8 protein-coding genes and 2 pseudogenes are annotated in these 17,671 nt (G+C 58.9%); 9 read left to right on the forward strand and 1 reads right to left on the reverse strand.

Annotation, left to right across the window (positions count from 1 at the left end):
- Window positions 1-142: 142 nt before the first annotated feature.
- On the reverse strand, window positions 143-2,173 hold the full coding sequence (locus tag QQS38_RS08760) for a hypothetical protein (RefSeq protein WP_479644969.1): 2,031 nt from the start codon (window positions 2,171-2,173) through the stop codon (window positions 143-145).
- 460 nt (window positions 2,174-2,633) lie between these two features.
- Here QQS38_RS08760 and QQS38_RS08765 point away from each other — a divergent pair, with 460 nt between their 5' ends.
- From QQS38_RS08765 to QQS38_RS08805, 9 genes and pseudogenes are all read left to right on the forward strand, one after another.
- Window positions 2,634-5,180 carry a phospholipase D-like domain-containing protein gene (locus tag QQS38_RS08765; RefSeq protein ID WP_479644970.1) on the forward strand — a complete coding sequence of 849 codons (2,547 nt, stop codon included), beginning with the start codon at window positions 2,634-2,636 and terminating at the stop codon, window positions 5,178-5,180.
- Between the two features lie 5 nt (window positions 5,181-5,185).
- A complete protein-coding gene (locus tag QQS38_RS08770; protein ID WP_479644971.1) occupies window positions 5,186-6,883 on the forward strand; it encodes a hypothetical protein in 1,698 nt (565 codons plus the stop codon).
- A 1,435-nt stretch (window positions 6,884-8,318) separates the two neighbouring features.
- Entirely contained in the window at window positions 8,319-8,501 is a 183-nt protein-coding gene (locus tag QQS38_RS08775; protein ID WP_441459986.1) for a helix-turn-helix transcriptional regulator, read from the forward strand.
- Window positions 8,494-9,750, forward strand: coding sequence for a DNA primase family protein (locus QQS38_RS08780; RefSeq protein WP_479644972.1), 1,257 nt, complete (start codon window positions 8,494-8,496; stop codon window positions 9,748-9,750). The genes QQS38_RS08775 and QQS38_RS08780 overlap by 8 nt, the downstream gene beginning before the upstream one ends.
- Before the next feature lie 409 nt (window positions 9,751-10,159).
- A complete protein-coding gene (locus QQS38_RS08785) occupies window positions 10,160-11,719 on the forward strand; it encodes a class I SAM-dependent DNA methyltransferase (protein WP_479644973.1) in 1,560 nt (519 codons plus the stop codon).
- A 16-nt stretch (window positions 11,720-11,735) separates the two neighbouring features.
- Entirely contained in the window at window positions 11,736-12,956 is a 1,221-nt protein-coding gene (locus QQS38_RS08790) for a restriction endonuclease subunit S (protein WP_479644974.1), read from the forward strand.
- Window positions 12,957-12,963: 7 nt separating this feature from the next.
- Window positions 12,964-15,060, forward strand: a pseudogene (locus QQS38_RS08795) (type I restriction endonuclease subunit R); the annotation flags it as partial.
- Between the two features lie 66 nt (window positions 15,061-15,126).
- Window positions 15,127-16,098, forward strand: a pseudogene (locus QQS38_RS08800) (DUF3387 domain-containing protein); the annotation flags it as partial.
- Window positions 16,099-16,128: 30 nt separating this feature from the next.
- Window positions 16,129-17,622: an RNA-directed DNA polymerase gene (locus QQS38_RS08805; RefSeq protein ID WP_479644975.1), complete on the forward strand. Its 1,494-nt coding sequence runs from the start codon at window positions 16,129-16,131 to the stop codon at window positions 17,620-17,622.
- The last annotated feature ends 49 nt before the right edge of the window (window positions 17,623-17,671 follow it).

The raw sequence follows: 17,671 nt of genomic DNA on the forward strand, positions 1-17,671 counted from the left end.
GGGACGAGCACCATCTGCGAGGAAAGGGCGGCGGCAAAGCGGGCGCCAACTCTGCGCTCCAGTTACTGCCCTCCCTCGCAAAGACTGCCTACTATCGGCGCCAGCACGCGGCCCCATTTGGTGTGGGCCGGTCTTATTGAGGTCAAACCCTGGCCAATTTTGCGAGATGGGCCAGATGAGCACCATGCTGACCAAAGGCCTTGTCGGTGGGCTCGTGGTCGTAGTGCTTCAGCACCGTCTCCAACGTGTCGTGCAGCAGTTGCGCCACACGTCGGAAATTCCCTGGCGACTTGGACAGGAAGTCGGTTGCTACGAGATGCCGAATAGCGTGGGGACCCACGCTATCAATTTGCGGCACATAGCGCTCGGTGATTTTTCGTACCACCTTCTCTAGCGACGCATGCTTCCCGCCAGTCCGGCTATTCGGGAACAGCCACTCGGACGTTGGATTGTTGCGTATCAGCACCGGCCGGTACTCCTCAAGATATTCGTCCAGGCGCTCGCCGAGGCCATCCAGCTCTAACGGGGCGTCGTAGTCCGTCAGTTGGGCACCTTCACAGTTCTTGAAGTGACGTCCCATCAGCCGGATGTGCCATATGCCGTCACGATGCCTGTACAGGTGGCTGCGGTTGTTCGGATGCCAGCGAATCAGACTGATTGTCCGCGCCCGGAGCGGATTGCTGATTAGGAGCATCAAAAGCAGGGCGTCGCGCTTGCATTCGGCCTGCATCACACTGCCCGGCGGCGCGTTGGAGGCGGCTTCATCTAGATGCCGGATTGCCCGGAAGAGAGGGCCGAGCGGCTCATCGAGGTCGAGTAGCGGCTGAATGGGCTCCCCAGGGTCGCGCGATTTCGTTTTGGCTTTGTTGAATTTCCGTTTCCACTCTTGCGCGAGCTTGTACGCTTTCTCGCACATCTGCCGCCAATCGTTCTCCTCCAAAGCCTCGGCGGCCAGCTTGTTTGCAAACTCGGGCTGCTGCCAGAGATACCCGGTTTCCGGCCGCGTCAGGCATGCGACGAGCGTTGCGAATCCGTTATGCCCATTGTGGATAAGCCCGTCTGAACCTTCGGTAATGAAGTGAAGGTACGCATCAACGTACATCGGTACCGCAAGGATTGCCAGTGTCTGTACCTGGCTTAACTGAAGGCCGAGTCCCCTTCGGCGTTTGCGGCGCTTCTGTTCGCGCTGGGCTCGTGCTTCTGGTGTCTCGTTTTCACCGGTCGTTGGGATACAGAGGAACCCCATGAACGAGCGGATACGGGTGAGTTCGATGGACGCTGTAGAACAGGCGAAGCCGTCACGGTGCGTTAGCGTCGTCCTCGGGATGCAGCACTCATCTTCGGGTAACAGCCGCCACCCGCCATTGCGACGAAGCACGGTAGATGAGGCTGTTTTGTACGTGAAGAATGCCTGCCATTCTGCTTGCCAATCAGCGCTCAGGTTCGCGACTGGAACGAAATATGGTGTCCTTAGCATCCGCTCTCGAAACGAGATAGGCGGGGCAGATTGCGGAGGCTCCTCATGCATCGAAGGAAGCAGCTTTTCGAGGTGCCCACGCGCGAGACCCAAGGCGTGTTCAACACGGCGTAGCGAGGGAAGCCCACTCGTATTGGGGAACGCGCCTGCCATCCAGCGCTGAATGGCAGACGTGGATGCGCCCGCATTGCGCGCGAGCGCCTTCGGAGGCAAGTCTTGCATGGCAATGCAGCGACGCAATTCCGTATGGAACGTGGACTCGTGAACGGGTGCAGAAGGTGACTGAGCTGCAAGCACGGTTTGATGCCACGCGCGCAAATGAGACTGGCGGTCGGAGCGACTTTTAGGGTTATGCGCCCACTCAGCAAGATAGGCAGCAGCTTTCTGCTCGAATTGTTCGAGAAATTCTCGGCCTACGCGGTTATCGGCGGTCTTGCCAAGAAAGCTCAGATAGCTGTTTAGGGTCGAGCGTTGATTTCGGAAAGCTTGCGTCTCGATGGCGGAGACCCCATCGGCAACACTATCCCCACAGAGTCGTTTTCGGTGGAGGTCAATAAGTTGTGCATATGTCAAATCCATTTCGTCCGTAGGCTGGACGGCACAAACCAAAGGGAAGTTGATTGCGTTACGCTGATGCGTTATGTCGTAACGAAAAATTTGCAAGCTATTGAAATTAAGAGAGTTATTTCCTTTCATAAGAACCTATGCTTACGAAGCATAGGTACTCGCTTGCGTTATTTCATCCAGGTTTGTGCAGCCACAGTTTGTTAGTTAATCGGACAAAGTGTAGGAATCGGTTTTAGACTGCTCTCTCGATATTGGTCATTGGGGCCTTTGAAAACTATAACGAGCGATACCCGCGTAAGGCATTAAAGTACCGCTCTCCACGGGAGTTCCGGCGAACCGCTGCATCATCAACTTGACGGTGCCCGATTGTCCTGAGTTATAGGGTCAACGCCATCTCCCGCTGGCGCATTTTTTCTCATGTGGTCCAGTCTTGGATTTACCAGGCGATGGGCTGGAGCTTATTTCGCATCCCCTATGCGACAATAGACGCGGGGTTTGGCATTAATAGAGGCCTGCAAACGTGGGAACACCACACGCGTTGCACGGGGGTACAGAAAGAGAAACGACGCTAGTCGCCGCAACCGAGGTTATGTCCAATACGCTTGTTTCAGTTATCAAGATGGCGCGTCCGCGCCGAGCCCTCTTCACGACATTCACGTTCAGTCTGTCTTGGTTCGAGGCCCTCGTCCTGCCGGCCCTGCGGCAGGGCAACTGCGAGCAGATTGACGTGCTGGTTGATGCGCGGCAGGCCTGCAAGTCCACCGATGAAGCCGCCAGCCTGTACGCCGGTAGCGCCTACCGCGTCATCCCGGTCTACATGGAGAAGACCACAGTCTTTCACCCCAAGCTCGCCTATCTGGAAGGCTGGGAAGACCTTGACCATCTCGTGGTGGCCAGCGTCAATCTGACGATGTCCGGACATGGGCGCAACCTCGAAGTCATCGATGCCCTGAGCTCGGACACGGAGCCGGCGGTATTCGGCGAGTTTGGCGACTTCCTTCAGGCACTGACTGCAAAATATTCCTTCTCCGCAGAGAGTCTGGATGTGCTTCACGCCTACCGGCGCCGCGCGGCCACCCAGCTTGCGCGCGCGGGAACAGTTGATGAGGCGGCCCGCCGCACGTGGCTCGTGCACACGCTTGCCACGCCCGCCGACGAACAGTTCTTGGACCATGCAGCACGCATCGACGACGCTCATCGCCTGACGGTGCTCTCGCCCTTTCACGCTCCCAGCGGCGCTCCTGTCCAGAAGCTGGCGCGGGAAATCGGTGTGGACGCCCTGCGTATCGGATTGGACGCCCGCTCGCTTATCGCGCCGTTCACGGACGAAGACGTGTTCGACACGCAGCCCGACTATGTGATTGCCAAGCGGGAGGATGAAGACCCTCGCCCCTTGCACGCCAAGTGCTTCGAACTTGAGGGCAGCAACGGCACGCTCGTCATGACCGGCTCCGTCAACGCGACAGGCCAAAGCCTGAGCTCCACGGACAACGTGGAGGTGTCGCTCATCCGCATGCTGCCCAAGTCACCGTTCAAGTGGGCTAAGGCCACGCCGGTCGAATTCACGCCCTGCGAGTTCAAGGTCGACGCAATGACCGCCCGCAATCCGGCCATCCAGGTCACTTGGACGATAGCCAACCAGCTGGTGGGCCATATCGAGCCTGCCGGGGATACGGAACTGGTGACGCTGTCCATCTGGGATGGCGACGAACGCGCTGCGCTGGTAGACGAGGTCCGGCTAGAGAATGGCAAGTTCTCGGTCAACATGGGGCAGCCCGTCAATGCTCGCGGAGCCTTGCGCCTCATCGTCGAAGGGCTGGACTTGCATGCCGAGGGCTGGATTAACGTCGAACTCGACCTGGCCGGCGATGAAAACCAGCGCAACTTGGCCAAAGCCTCAAGTCGCGTGATGGCCAACGAATTTCGGCTGGAAGACCTGGACACCATCTTCGGCTGGCTCTCGCGGTTGCAAAACCATGTCCAGTCGCAGGAAAAGCGCGAACCGGGCGGCGCGAGCCGCACGTCCCCGTCGACCCGGAGTGGAACGGCGCCAGCCCCTGTCCGCAAGATGAGCTACGACGAGTGGCGCGCGAGCATCGAGGCGCCCCACGTGGCCAAAACCCCGGCGGGCCTCACCCGGAATACGGTCGAAGCCGTACTGCGCTGGCTGAACCGTGACTTAACGGCGCAGTCCCCGACCGCCGCACCGGAGAAAGGGGATACCCCACCTTCGGAGAGTATGCCCACCGGCAGGGCGTCGCCGCCGGTAAAGCGCGCGCTGCTGGCCACGGAGAAATCCGAGTTCACATCGGGAGGTAGCTCGGCAGATGAGGAGCGCCGCCAGCGCACCGAAGCGTTGTATCAGGCACTCCTGGAGGCCATTCCGAAGGGCCTCGCGCTGGAAGCCCGGTCGTCCGTCGCCCCGATGCTGGTCGAACTCTCGGGCTCTGCGCAGCTCAAGCATGCCCTTGTGCAGGGAGCTCGTGGCGGGCATGGAGCCGACCATCTCGCACTGATGCTGCAGGGTTGGCTGACCCGTTTTGCCACCTTCGAGTACGGTGAGGATAACCGTGGAGTTCTGCTGCCCTTCTTCTCAGCCATGGCGTGCTGTGCTGTCGCCGCGCACTCTCAGGTTTCGCTGCCGTCTCTCAAGGAGGCCCTGGAGCTGCTTGCCGGCCGCTCACTGGAGCCTGGCGAGATTGCAGCGGGCGCGCGCCTAGCCCTGCGCACGAACCGGTTCGACCGCATCCTGGAGGATATGAAGCGCGCCGCGCTGGAGGCCGCCGGGGCCATTGAAGCCGAGCAGACCCAGTCCCAGCGGCTGGTGTCCCTGATTGAACAGTTCACGAGTCCCGCCACGAAATCGGCACCGAAGGTCCCGCCCCGGTATCAAAAGGCGTTCGAGGCGCTGTGGCAGCATCGCAAGAGCACGCGCGGTTCTTTCGGGGTCCTGGCGCGAAGCATGGGTCCGATGGCCTGTCCATGCTGCTATGGCCGATTGCAGACGGAGGACGCTTCCCGTTTGCGGGCAGACCAGGTCTGTTTGTGTCTGAACTGCCAGCGCCCCCTCTTCTACGCCCTCGATACCGCCGCCTTGGACCAGAACGGTCTGGCTGGCCGTTACAAGAAGAACTGAATCCCATGCTCCAGCACCTCGACAAGCCATATTTCACCGACTCGCTTACCGACAACTTCGTGCTCGACCCGCTGGGCACAAACGCGGTGGTGGAGTCGCTCTACCGGTCGGTGTTTCCGGGCATCAACAACGTGGTGGCCTTCATTCGGGTGTACTCTGCCATCTGCTGGATGGCGCGCCAAATTGACGAGACGGCCCGGCGCAAGCGCGACCCGGACATTGAGGCGCTCTCCCGAGATGGCCTTGAGAAAATCCAGTTGCTGCTCGGCTGGTACAACGTGCGGCAGAACATCCGGGGGCTCGCTGGCGGCGGGCGCCTCTACCCGGAGGGGCGCACGAAGGTGAAGCTGAGCATGAAGGTCATCGTTGGCGCGCAGGACCAGAAGGCCATGGACCGCGACCCCGACTACGAGCCGAGCTCCGGTGCCAATTTCCTGCAGGCCGTACAGTACGGCCCCAGCATCATCAACGGCATGCCCTGTCTGAAGGTGACGGGTATTCGCGGTGCCTATCTGCTGACGGAGGCGGGCGAGAAGCTGGCTGACGCCTATGAGAAAGCCATTGCAAAGCATCCACGCCGTGACTGGCTTGCCGACATCGGCAAGCAGCACATCTCAGATGAGGAGGTCGCGGAGATGGGCGGCATGCTGGACCTGCTCAAGCCGTCTGCGGGCGAGATTGACGCGTTCATCGAGCAGTATTACCCGGAATTCCCGGATGGACTCACCTTGGGGCCGAACTGGGAGTATCGCCACCAAGGCTTGACCCTCGCGCTGCGCGCCATCTACGCTGAGCAAAAAACCCGCATGTATAAGGACGGCGTTCCCGAGAACGTTATCCGGTTCGCAATGGCACGTGGCCGCACGCACGATGGCAGCTACGAGTTGGCGCTTGATGATTGCGCCCAGGCCCAGAGCTGGTGGGCCAGTTTGCAGTTGCGGCAGTACCTCAGGATTGCCCAGGGCGTTCTCCTGCGGCTGTGCGAGTCGTGGGTACACAGGGCGGTCATGACCAACAAGCCCCGCGAGATTCTCGACTGTGCGCGGGGCCTGGGCGAGAAGCTTCTCACCCTTCTGCCCGAGAACACCCGCCACGACGTGGCAAGCCTGGTCAAGATGATGGAAGACTGGCGCGGCAATGAGCCCACGCTCTACGCGGCCGGGCCCCAGCTAGAATATTCGCAACGTATTGAATCCCTGCTGGATTATCTGCTGGGTGTGCGCTACTTCGTGCACAACTCCGATGAAGAAGGCGAGGCATTGCGCAGCGTCTACATCGCCTTGCTGTACTGTGCGAGCGAGGCGAAGAACTTCCGGACGGACCCGTATTTCGACCAGGCGCTAGAGAATGAGCAACTGACGCTTGGGAAGCTCACCGACGTCATGCTGGCGCACATGCACGATTCGCCAGCAGTGTTCATGACACACATCGTCCAGCACTACGTGTTGCTCCAGCATTTCGGTGTGGTGCAGGAGCGGGCCGCTAGGGACGGCCGTAGCCGCTACGTGTTGCTCAAGGGCGACCAAGGCCTCGAGCGAATGGGGAATGGCGAGGACTTTGTCGGCTTTGACCTGCTGGCGGACCGACTGCGGCATGCCCTGCTCCTCGCCGCGCAGTGCAACCTGCTGGTCCAAAACGAGGAGGCTGGTACGTTCTCGCTCACACCTGAGGGCCTGCGGCGATTGCAGACGGCCGCCGCCTGATGTGTACGATTTGTTCGGCCAACCGCTAGCCCCGCAAATTGACCAGCCTGAACTGGCTACCCTGCCGACGATGGCAATGTCACGTTATCCGCGTGTCCTATAGTTACCGAGCCATGAAGGTCCGTCACGGTGACTGGGATTCTGGCATCCCCTTTGGTCTTTACGGCAATGCGCAGCGACAATATGAGGTGGAAACGCAATGATTACGCGCTACCAGCAGCCGGAATATTCACAGCCCTAAGTCCGAGCAAACGCAGGCTATTTCAGGCATGAAATCTTTAACCAAAGCGTATAGATGATGGCGAGCAGTGCCTCCGGACAAGATTCCCCAAAGCGGTACAGGTCGTGCCCAAAGAGGACTGCTTCGCGGACTTTTAATGCGTCCGGCTGGCTTGGCGAATCCGTTTCGCCCAAGTGACCGCATCATTCGCAGCGCAGGGCAGCGGAGGAAGCTCGTACCGGCGCTCAAACCACCTCAATAGCTTACGGCCCAAACGCTGGTCATCGATTGAACACCGAAGTCTTTCGAGGCCATTCGACAGCGCGGCCTCCGTTCGGATGTCGAGTCCCGGCGATTGAAGCATTGGGGCGGCTGCCTTTTGAAGGTAGCGGAAACCAGCTTCGAAAGCACACGCAATTCGTGTGGCGTCAGACAGCTCGGCGACCTGCGCGTCGCGTAGAAGAACGTCGGCAAGCGCGAGTGGATGGCTGGGTGAACTGTTCATGGCGGGGTACTCCATCATTGGCGAACATTGGCGTGGGCGCAACCTGACTATTTTTGCTCTGGTCCGCGCGGGAGGGAAGAGAATGTACATTGCACAACAACGATGTACATTGCACATCAGTCTTCCATGGCGCAGGAAAAAGCCGTCGGCTTTGCACTGACCTGCATCTGGCCCACCAGGTCGCAATTTCCCGCTGCTCCTGACGCTCGAGCTGTTGAAATTTCAGCAATGAAACTCTGGCTCGCTGGCGAACCGATGGCTGTAAGGTTGATTGTGGCGGCCCATATGGGGTGAGCAATCAGCTTAGCGAAGTGATTCCTGCGAGCCCCCGCACCACCTTTGTACCAACATTGCTCCAGCTAAGCCGGAAGAGGCCGGCAGCGGAATTACGAGGCATTATCACTGAAAAATTTGGGCGTTCCAGCTGCTCCGCCACTTCGGCAAAACTTTTCTTCCACTCGCCCGCGCTTAAAGTTTAGGAAAAAGGTTGGAGCAGTTGGAGCGACCGGCGAATCGGCGGGAAATACATCGCATTTACCTGCTCCAACAGTTCGGAATCAGTTGGAGCAGGGGTTGGAGCAGTCGAAGTGGAATGGCCTCGCGAAAGGGAATCTCGAGGCTGCTTCAGGTCGGCGTCTATGCCAAGCAAGAGCACGTTTAAACCGCCGTTGATACACGCAATTACTAGCAACAATTGCGAAGTATCACTTATGGAAATCATATCAAAAACAGAACTGGCAGAGCTACTGCGCATTTCGCCCCGCACCGTCGACCACTGGGTAAGCATCGGGAAGCTGCCAAGGCCGGGCTACCTCGGTCGCCGTGCCTTTTGGAAGCGCGACGAGATTACCGAAATCATCGCTGTAGCGTTCTCGCGGAGCGGCAATGTCTAATTTCAGGCCGCACGACTACGCTGAGCATCTGAAGCAGACTGGGAACTATGCGAGCGACCGGAGCCTTCTGTACCACTGGAACGGTGTTTTTTGGGCGGCCGTGAGCGAGGAATTCGGCGAAGCGATGGCGTACGAATGGCTAGTGAACACCGACCGGGCCAACGCCTCGCCACGCAATGCCAATGCAGCACATAAAGCCGCAATCCTATGGGTTCCCTTGCTGCCGCCCGTGCCAGATGAATTCGTCATCCCGTGTACGAATGGTTACGTTCGTATCTCGAATGATGGGCCCGTCCTTATTGCGCCGCGTCGCGATTGGGGCGTGCAGTACTCGTTGTCCTGTCCTTATGATGTGGCGGGACCAGAGCCGCGCAGGTTCAAGCAGTTCATCGAAAGAGTGCTGCCAGACGTCGATGTACGTCAACGCGTTCAGGAGTATGCGGGGTACACGCTGACCGCTGACGCGCGGCATCAGCGAGCTCAATTTTGGATTGGTGGCGGAGCGAACGGAAAGGGGGTGCTGGCCAACGTAATCCAGGCTCTGCATGGCTATGTGGCCGCCATCAGTCTCGATGGTCTCGACGGTTTCAAACTCTCGGTGCTTATCGGCGCGAGCCTTATTTATTGCGATGAGGCTCCGCGCAAGAATATCAACGAGCAATTGCTCAAGTCACTCATCGCGGGCGAGCGCGTCTTCGTCGACCGAAAGTACAAGGACCCGCTGAGCCTCTGTGTTATGGGGAAATGGCTTGTCTTAGGCAATCACTTGCCGAGAATCGAGGACCACTCGCATGGTTTTTGGCGACGTTGGGACATTGTTCCGTTCAACGTGACCATTCCCGAGGTCGAGCAGGACCCCCTGCTGGCGGAGTTCATCATCCGCGAGGAGCTGCCGGGCGTGTTGGCTTGGGCCTTGGAGGGGCTTATGCGCCTGCAGAAGCGCGGCTCGTTCGACCCTGTGCTGCCCAAGGCAATGTCGAGCGCCTTGCATAGCGCTCGCATTGAGACGAACAGCGTCAAAGCCTGGTGTGCCGAGGACGAGGTTTCCTGCGAGGGGGTACCGAGATTGCCGAAGAGTGACGTCTACGACTCATATGTGTCGTGGTGCCGGGATAACGGGGCGGCAGCCATCGGCCAAACGCAATTCTGGATTCGAATTCGGGATACGTTTCCACAGTACATCGAGCACAAGATTCGACGGGACGACCGCAGTTTCCGAACCTGCAACCTCTGCGTCGGTCCTGGATAACGAAGCAACGGATTCATCGATGACGTTCGAGTTGTGGGAAATTTCAGATATGAAATTTCGGTCCGGGCGGCCATTATGTCGGTGCCTACATCGTAGCCAGGCAACCTTTGGAGGCTATGAAGGGGGCCGAAACTGGTGCTCTTGCCCCCCCTCAGCACTCACAGTTCGTAGCGGCTATCTGTGGTGCCGTGTTTGACGCCTGTGCGTTGTCAAATGGGTTTCTGGCCCAAAGCAGTTACTGAGACTTGAGGCGGCCGCTCAAATTGTGATGCGTTGCTGGAGCTCTACGCTAATTTGATGCCCAATGTGGCCCCAATTTAGTGGCGGCGCGGCTAAGGTAAGGGCAATGGCTCTGGAGCGGCTTCTTAGCTGATAATGTGAGACGGATTTTTCTAATTCACGGCCTTCAATGCTCCAAGACATCAAGAAAACCCTCTGGGCCGCCGCCGACAAGCTGCGCGCCAATATGGACGCGGCGGAATACAAGCACCTCGTCCTGGGTCTCATCTTCCTCAAGTACATCTCCGACACCTTCGCTGCTCGCCGCGCTGAGCTGACGCGCCGCTTCTCCGACGAGAGCGACGAGTACTTCCTGCATGACTGCGATGACGAACTGCTCGCGGAAGAGCTGGAAGACCGGGACTACTACAAGGAAGTCAACGTCTTCTGGGTGCCCGAGTCGGCCCGCTGGGAGAACCTGCGCAGCGCAGCCAAGCAGACCGACATTGGCAAGCGCATCGACGAGGCGTTGGCGGAAATCGAAGGGGAGAACCCCAAGCTCAAAGGAATTCTGGACAAACGCTATGCCCGAGCGCAGTTGCCCGATGGCAAGCTGGGAGAACTGGTCGACCTCATTTCCACCATCGGCTTCGGCGACGACGCCAGCCAGGCGCGCGACGTCCTCGGCCAAGTCTACGAATACTTCCTCGGCCAGTTCGCCAGCGCCGAGGGCAAGAAGGGTGGGCAGTTCTACACGCCAGCATCTATCGTCAAGACGCTAGTGGCGGTACTCGCACCGCACCATGGCAAGGTCTATGACCCCTGCTGCGGCTCCGGTGGCATGTTTGTCCAGTCGGAGAAGTTCATCGAGGCCCATGGTGGCAAGTTGGGCGATGTGTCCATCTACGGGCAGGAGTCCAATCCCACCACGTGGCGACTGGCGGCGATGAACCTGGCCATCCGGGGTATCGACTACAACCTGGGCCGGGAGCCGGCGGACACGTTTGTGCGGAACCAGCATCCAGACTTGCGTGCTGACTTCATCCTGGCCAATCCGCCGTTCAATGTCAGCGACTGGTGGCACGGCAGCTTGGAGGGAGACCCTCGCTGGCTCTACGGCACGCCGCCGCAGGGTAATGCGAACTATGCCTGGTTGCAGCATATGCTGTATCACCTGAAGCCCACCGGCCGTGCTGGCATCGTGCTGGCCAACGGTTCCATGAGTTCAAGTCAGAACAGTGAAGGCGATATTCGGCGGGCGATGGTGGACGCTGATGTGGTGGAAGTCATGGTGGCTCTGCCGGGACAGCTCTTCTTCAATACCCCGATTCCGGCTTGTCTATGGTTTTTGGCCAAGCAAAAGACCACCCGCAAAGGAGAGGTGCTGTTCATCGATGCACGCAAGCTCGGAACCATGATTAGCCGGGTCCAGGCGAAGTTGACCGATGACACCATCGACCGGATTGCCAATACCGTAGCTACATGGCGGGGCGAGGCTGGCGAAGATGATGGCGAATACCAAGATATTCCCGGCTTCTGCCGCAGCGTGAAGCTGACGGAGATAGATGAGCACGGTCATGTGCTTACCCCCGGGCGCTATGTTGGCTCGGAGGACGTTGAGGATGATGATGAGGCCTTTGCCGAGAAGATGCAGAGGCTCACGGATAAGCTGGGCGAGCAGATGGCTAAGGGCGCGGAGCTTGACCAGTTGATTCGGCAGAAGCTGGGGGTGCTCGGGTATGAGTTCTAATTCCACTTGGCCTCGCATGACTTTGAGAGAGGCGGGAGTAACTCTCATCGATTGCGACCATCGTACGCCGCCGGCACAAGACTCTGGTTATCCCTACATTGCAATACCACAGCTTAAGGATGGCCATATCCGTCTGGATGGTTCTGAGAGGCGCATATCAGCTTCTGACTATGCGGATTGGACGAAGAAGCTTCTGCCACAGCAGCATGATGTGATTGTCGTTCGTCGTTGCAACTCAGGAGACAGCGCCGTAGTGCCCGCAGGCCTTCAATGCGCAATTGGCCAGAATTTGGTGGTGCTACGCGCAGATGGTTCGAAGGTATTCCCTCCTTTCTTGCGTTGGTTGGTTCGAGGTGACGAGTGGTGGGAGCAAGTCAGGAAGTATCTGAACGTTGGGGCGGTATTCGATAGCCTCAAGTGCAAGGAAATACCGCTATTCGAGCTGCCAGTGCCGCCGCTGCATGTGCAGCGCGAGATTGCATTGCTCCTGCAGTCAGTCGACGACCGCATCACCATTTTGCGCGAAACCAACGTCACCCTGGAAGCCATCGCCCAAGCCCTGTTCAAGTCTTGGTTCGTCGATTTTGACCCCGTCCGCGCGAAGCAGGAAGGTCGTGCGCCGGAAGGCATCGACGAAGCCACCGCTGCGCTGTTTCCGGATGCGTTTGAGGAATCGGGGGTGGGGTTGGTGCCGAGAGGATGGAGAGTGGGCAAGCTTGAGGACCTGCTTATTCTTCAACGGGGATTTGACCTTCCAGCATCGGAACGGGTGCCGGGCAACTACCCAATCATCGCCGCGAGTGGTCCGTCCGGAACGCACCACTCGCCAATGGCAAAAGCCCCCGGGGTTGTTACCGGGCGGTCGGGGGTGCTTGGGCGAGTCTTTCTGGAGCTGGAGGATTATTGGCCGCTCAACACGACGCTTTGGGTAAAGGAGTTCCGAGCTGCATCACCTTGTTATGCGTATGAAATCCTGCGGCTTCTGGACTTCGCATCGTTCAATGCAGGGTCTGCGGTTCCGACTTTAAATCGCAACCATATCCATTCTGTCCCGCATCTGATTCCGGCCCGAGAGTGTGTTGATGCGTACGAGGCTATGGCGATGACGCTACATCGGCGAGTTCGTGAGAATCAAAAGCAGACTCACACGCTAGCAGCCTTGCGCGACGCTCTCCTCCCACGCCTGATTTCCGGCCAACTCCGCCTTGTCGAGGCGGAAGAAGCCCTCGCAGCCTGATGCCACCATGACAGAAGACCAACTCGAACAGGAAACGCTCGGCTGGCTCTCCGAAGTCGGCTATGACTGCCTCTTCGGCCCAGACCTCGCTCCCGACGGAGCGAACGCCGAGCGCGCCGACTACCGTCAAGTCCTGTTGGTCGAACGTCTACGCGGCGCCATTGCTCGCCTGAACCCCAACATCCCGCTGGCTGCCCGCGAAGACGCTTTGCGCCAGGTTCGAGACCTGGGCATCCCCGTTCAGCTTTCCGCAAACCGGTGCTTCCATCAAATGCTGGTCGGTGGCGTGCCGGTCGAATACCAGAAGGACGGCGAAACGCGAGGCGATTTCGTACGCCTCATCGACTGGGCCAACCCGGCGGCCAACGAATGGTTGGCCGTCAACCAGTATTCCATCAAGGGACCGCATCACACCCGGCGGCCTGACATCATTCTGTTTGTCAACGGCTTGCCGTTGGTGCTACTGGAGCTCAAGAACCCCGCCGACGAAAACGCCGATATCTGGAAGGCTTACGACCAGATTCAGACCTACAAGGACCAGATTCCCGACGTTTTCCAATACAACGAAGTCCTGGTCATCAGCGACGGGTCGCAAGCCAGAATGGGCTCGCTTTCGGCCAATGCCGAGCGCTACATGCAATGGCGCACCGTCGATGGCGTCGCGCTCGACCCTCTCGGCCAGTTTAATGAGCTCGAAACGCTCGTCCGTGGCGTGCTGGCGCCAGCCTACCTGCTGGACTACCTGCGTTTCTTCGTCTTGTTCGAGGACGACGGCACCCTGGTCAAGAAAATCGCCGGCTATCACCAGTTCCACGCGGTTCGCTCCGCCATTCAGCATGTGGTGTCGGCCTCCCGGCCCGGCGGGAGCCACAAAGGCGGCGTAGTCTGGCATACGCAGGGCAGCGGCAAGAGCATCACCATGACGTGCTTCGCCGCCCGGGTGATGCAGGAAGCGGCGATGGAGAATCCGACCATCGTCGTCATTACCGACCGTAACGACCTCGACGGGCAGCTGTTCGGCGTGTTTTCGCTGGCGCAGGATTTGTTGCGCGAGCAGCCGGTGCAAGCTGGCACGCGGCAGGATTTGCGCGACAAGCTGGCCAATCGGCCTTCCGGCGGCATCGTCTTCGCCACCATCCAGAAGTTCATGCCAGGGGAGGATGAAGATACCTTCCCCGTGCTCTCGGACCGGCACAACATCGTAGTCATCGCCGACGAAGCCCACCGGACCCAGTACGGCTTCGAAGCCAAGCTGAAAACGTTGAGCGCACCAAAAACCGCCGCCAATGACGATTCGGCCTTGCGGGTGGCCGAATCTCGAGCGGTTTATCAGGTGGGCTACGCGCAGCACCTGCGCGATGCACTACCCAACGCCACCTTCGTGGCTTTCACTGGTACTCCAGTATCGAGCGAGGACCGCGACACGCGCGCCGTCTTCGGCGATTACATCCACGTCTACGACATGCAGCAGGCCAAGGAGGATGGCGCCACGGTGGCCATCTACTTCGAGTCCCGCCTGGCCAAGCTGTCGCTCAAAGCCGAGGAGTTGCCCCACGTCGACGCGGAGGTCGATGAACTCGCCGAGGACGAAGAGGAAGGCCAGCAAGCGAAGCTGAAGACCCGCTGGGCCGCCCTGGAAAAGGTGGTCGGCGCGGAGCCTCGCGTGGCGGCCGTCGCCGCCGACCTAGTGGCGCACTTCGAGGAGCGCAACAAGGCACAGAGCGGCAAGGCCATGGTGGTCGCCATGAGCCGCGACATTTGCGTTCACCTGTACAACGAAATCATCGAGCTACGCCCCGAGTGGCACGACCCCGACCCCGAGAAGGGGGTTATCAAAATCGTGATGACGGGTTCGGCCAGCGACAAGGCACTGCTGCGCCCCCACATCTACAGCGGCCAAGTCAAGAAGCGTTTGGAAAAGCGCTTCAAGGACCCAGATGACCCGTTGCGTATCGTCATCGTGCGGGACATGTGGCTCACGGGTTTTGACGCCCCATGTGTCCATACCCTGTACGTGGACAAGCCCATGAAGGGCCACAACCTGATGCAGGCCATCGCCCGCGTCAACCGCGTCTTCAAGGACAAGCAGGGTGGCTTGGTGGTTGATTACATCGGCATTGCCAATGAGCTCAAGAGCGCGCTCAAGGAATACACGGCGAGCAACGGGCGTGGCCGCCCCACCGTCGATGCCGCCGAGGCGTACGCCATCTTGGAGGAGAAGCTCGACATCCTGCGTGGCATGCTCCACGGCTACGACTACAGCGATTTCCTGACGGCGAGCCACAAGCGCCTGGCCGGCGCCGCGAACCATGTGTTGGGTCTCAAGGACGGGAAGAAGCGTTTCGCCGACACGGCGCTTGCCATGAGCAAGGCCTTTACGCTGTGCTGCACGCTGGATGAAGCCAAGGCTGTCCGCGAAGAGGTCGCCTTCATGCAGGCGGTCAAGGTCATCCTGACTAAACGGGAGCTCAGCGAGAAGAAGCGTACCGACGAGGGCCGTGAGTTGGCCATCCGGCAAATCATCGGCTCGGCGGTGGTTTCCGAAGAGGTAGTGGACGTCTTCGAGGCGGTGGGCCTCGACAAGCCCAACATCGGCATCCTCGATGACGCCTTCCTAGCAGAAGTGCGCAACCTGCCGGAACGGAACTTGGCGGTGGAACTGCTGGAGCGGTTGCTGGAAGGTGAAATCAAGAGCCGCTTCGCGGGTAACGTGGTTCAGGACAAGAAGTTCTCCGAGATGCTTGCCAATGTGGTGAAGCGCTACCAGAACCGGGCGATTGAGACGGCCCAGGTCATTGAAGAGCTCATCGATATGGCCAAGAAGTTTCGAGCTGCTGCCAGCCGTGGCGAGGAGCTGGGGCTCACCGAAGATGAAGTGCGCTTCTATGACGCTCTCGCAAACAACGAGTCTGCTGTCCGCGAGCTGAGTGACGAGACGCTGAAGAAGATTGCGCACGAGCTGACCGAGAACCTGCGACAGAACATCACTGTGGACTGGTCTGCTCGGGAAAGCGTCCGAGCCAAGCTGCGGTTGATGGTAAAACGAATTTTGCGGAAATACAGGTATCCGCCGGACCAGCAGGAGGGGGCGGTGGATTTGGTATTGCAGCAAGCTGAAGCACTGGGCGAGGCTTGGGTGTAACGACTGGTAAGGCGGCGTCGTGGGGGGGGAATGTCAATTATTCAGAAGAAGTACGAAGAGCTCGCGCCTTGTGGTGAGAACCTGGCCGACGTTGTGGTCCTCGCCCAGGCGTGGAAGAAGTCCCACGCATTCATTCGCAGACACAATTGGTATGCAGACGTACTGGAGCTGGACAGTTCCACCATTGACCTTGAACGGCGTCTTAGTGAGTGGTCGGAGGAGATTGCCGACGCAGAATTCTTGCCTGATGCCCTGAGGCTGGTTCCTGCGCCAAAGAAAGCGAAATGGGAATTTGCTCCTCGTCCCGGACCTCTAACGCTCGAGAGCCTGCTAAATAGCAACTTGGACAGTTTGGGCTCTGAACCGGTTTTTGGTGACTGGCATCCCAGTAAAGGCAGTGACGCTTCAGCGCCAGCAAACGAGGACAAGGAAACTCTCCAGCCGCTGCGCCCTCTCGCACATATTGCCATTCGTGACCAGACCATGGCTACGGCTGTGATGATGTGTCTCGCGGAAGCAATTGAATCCGCTCAGGGTGACCCAACGGAGTCGAATGTGATGAAAGCACGCGAACTCGGGGTGGTCAGTTATGGAAATCGGTTGCATTGCCATTGGGTTAGCAACCCCGACAGGAGGACTCAGGCGAAATTCTCGTGGGGCAATAGTCGAACGTATAGACAATATTTTCAGGACTATCGGACGTTCCTTGCACGGCCGCGCCGGGTATGTGCCGAGTTCGCGCCGCCACTACAGCGCGGTCGAGAGTTGTTTGTAGTTTCGCTGGATATCAAGTCGTTTTTTGACCGTGTGGATTGTTCGGCCTTACTAAGGGTGTTGCAGCGCCTCGAAACAGAGCATAGGGGGCGTTTCGGCATTCCAGAACGAATGGCGGCGGACAGTGCTTTTTGGGAGCGGGCAAAACGTATCTTCGACTGGCGATGGCGTGAAGAAGACCATGCTTGCGCGCCGCTCATTCAAGGGGATGGCGCGGCATCGCTGGAGTTGGGACTACCGCAGGGATTAGTCGCGGCTGGCTTCCTGGCTAACGCATACCTTGTGGAGTTCGACCGTGCACTTCATGCTTCTGCGATGGCGAAGCAAGAGATAGCGGCCGGTGTGACGATTCTCGACTATTGCCGATACGTAGATGACATTCGTGTCGTCGTTGAGGCCGGGGGGAGAGGGGAGAAGCTGCAGGAGACTCTACGGCTTCAGGTAATGGAATTTTTCAAGGCACAGCTCGAGGCACATCGGTTTCGCCTAGGCACCTTGGCGCGACTTGAACTCTCAGAGCGGAAATGTACGCTCACGCCCTATCGGTCGATTTCGTCGCAGAGCAACATGTCCGCCTTAATGGATATGTTGAACGCAGAGCTTAGCGGTACGTTCGACCTTGAGTCGCTTGTGCAGGCGGCAGGTGGACTAGACGGTCTCCTATCATTGTCCGTAAGCGCTAGATCCGCCACACGTCGTAAGGGGCCCCGTTACCGGGTAACATGTTTCATATCGACGGTTACCGGGTAACGAGGGAGGTGCGAGATGACGCAAACGACGGCGCAGCGGCAAGCGGCTT

The organism is Trinickia sp. Z7, assembly GCF_056498045.1.

Coding starts and splice junctions, on each gene's coding strand:
- QQS38_RS08805 (WP_479644975.1), top strand. CDS start 16,129: ATGTCAATTATTCAGAAGAAGTACGAAGAGCTCGCGCCTTGTGGTGAG.
- QQS38_RS08770 (WP_479644971.1), top strand. CDS start 5,186: ATGCTCCAGCACCTCGACAAGCCATATTTCACCGACTCGCTTACCGAC.
- QQS38_RS08790 (WP_479644974.1), top strand. CDS start 11,736: ATGACTTTGAGAGAGGCGGGAGTAACTCTCATCGATTGCGACCATCGT.
- QQS38_RS08785 (WP_479644973.1), top strand. CDS start 10,160: ATGCTCCAAGACATCAAGAAAACCCTCTGGGCCGCCGCCGACAAGCTG.
- QQS38_RS08780 (WP_479644972.1), top strand. CDS start 8,494: ATGTCTAATTTCAGGCCGCACGACTACGCTGAGCATCTGAAGCAGACT.
- QQS38_RS08760 (WP_479644969.1), bottom strand. CDS start 2,173: ATGAAAGGAAATAACTCTCTTAATTTCAATAGCTTGCAAATTTTTCGT.
- QQS38_RS08765 (WP_479644970.1), top strand. CDS start 2,634: ATGTCCAATACGCTTGTTTCAGTTATCAAGATGGCGCGTCCGCGCCGA.
- QQS38_RS08775 (WP_441459986.1), top strand. CDS start 8,319: ATGGAAATCATATCAAAAACAGAACTGGCAGAGCTACTGCGCATTTCG.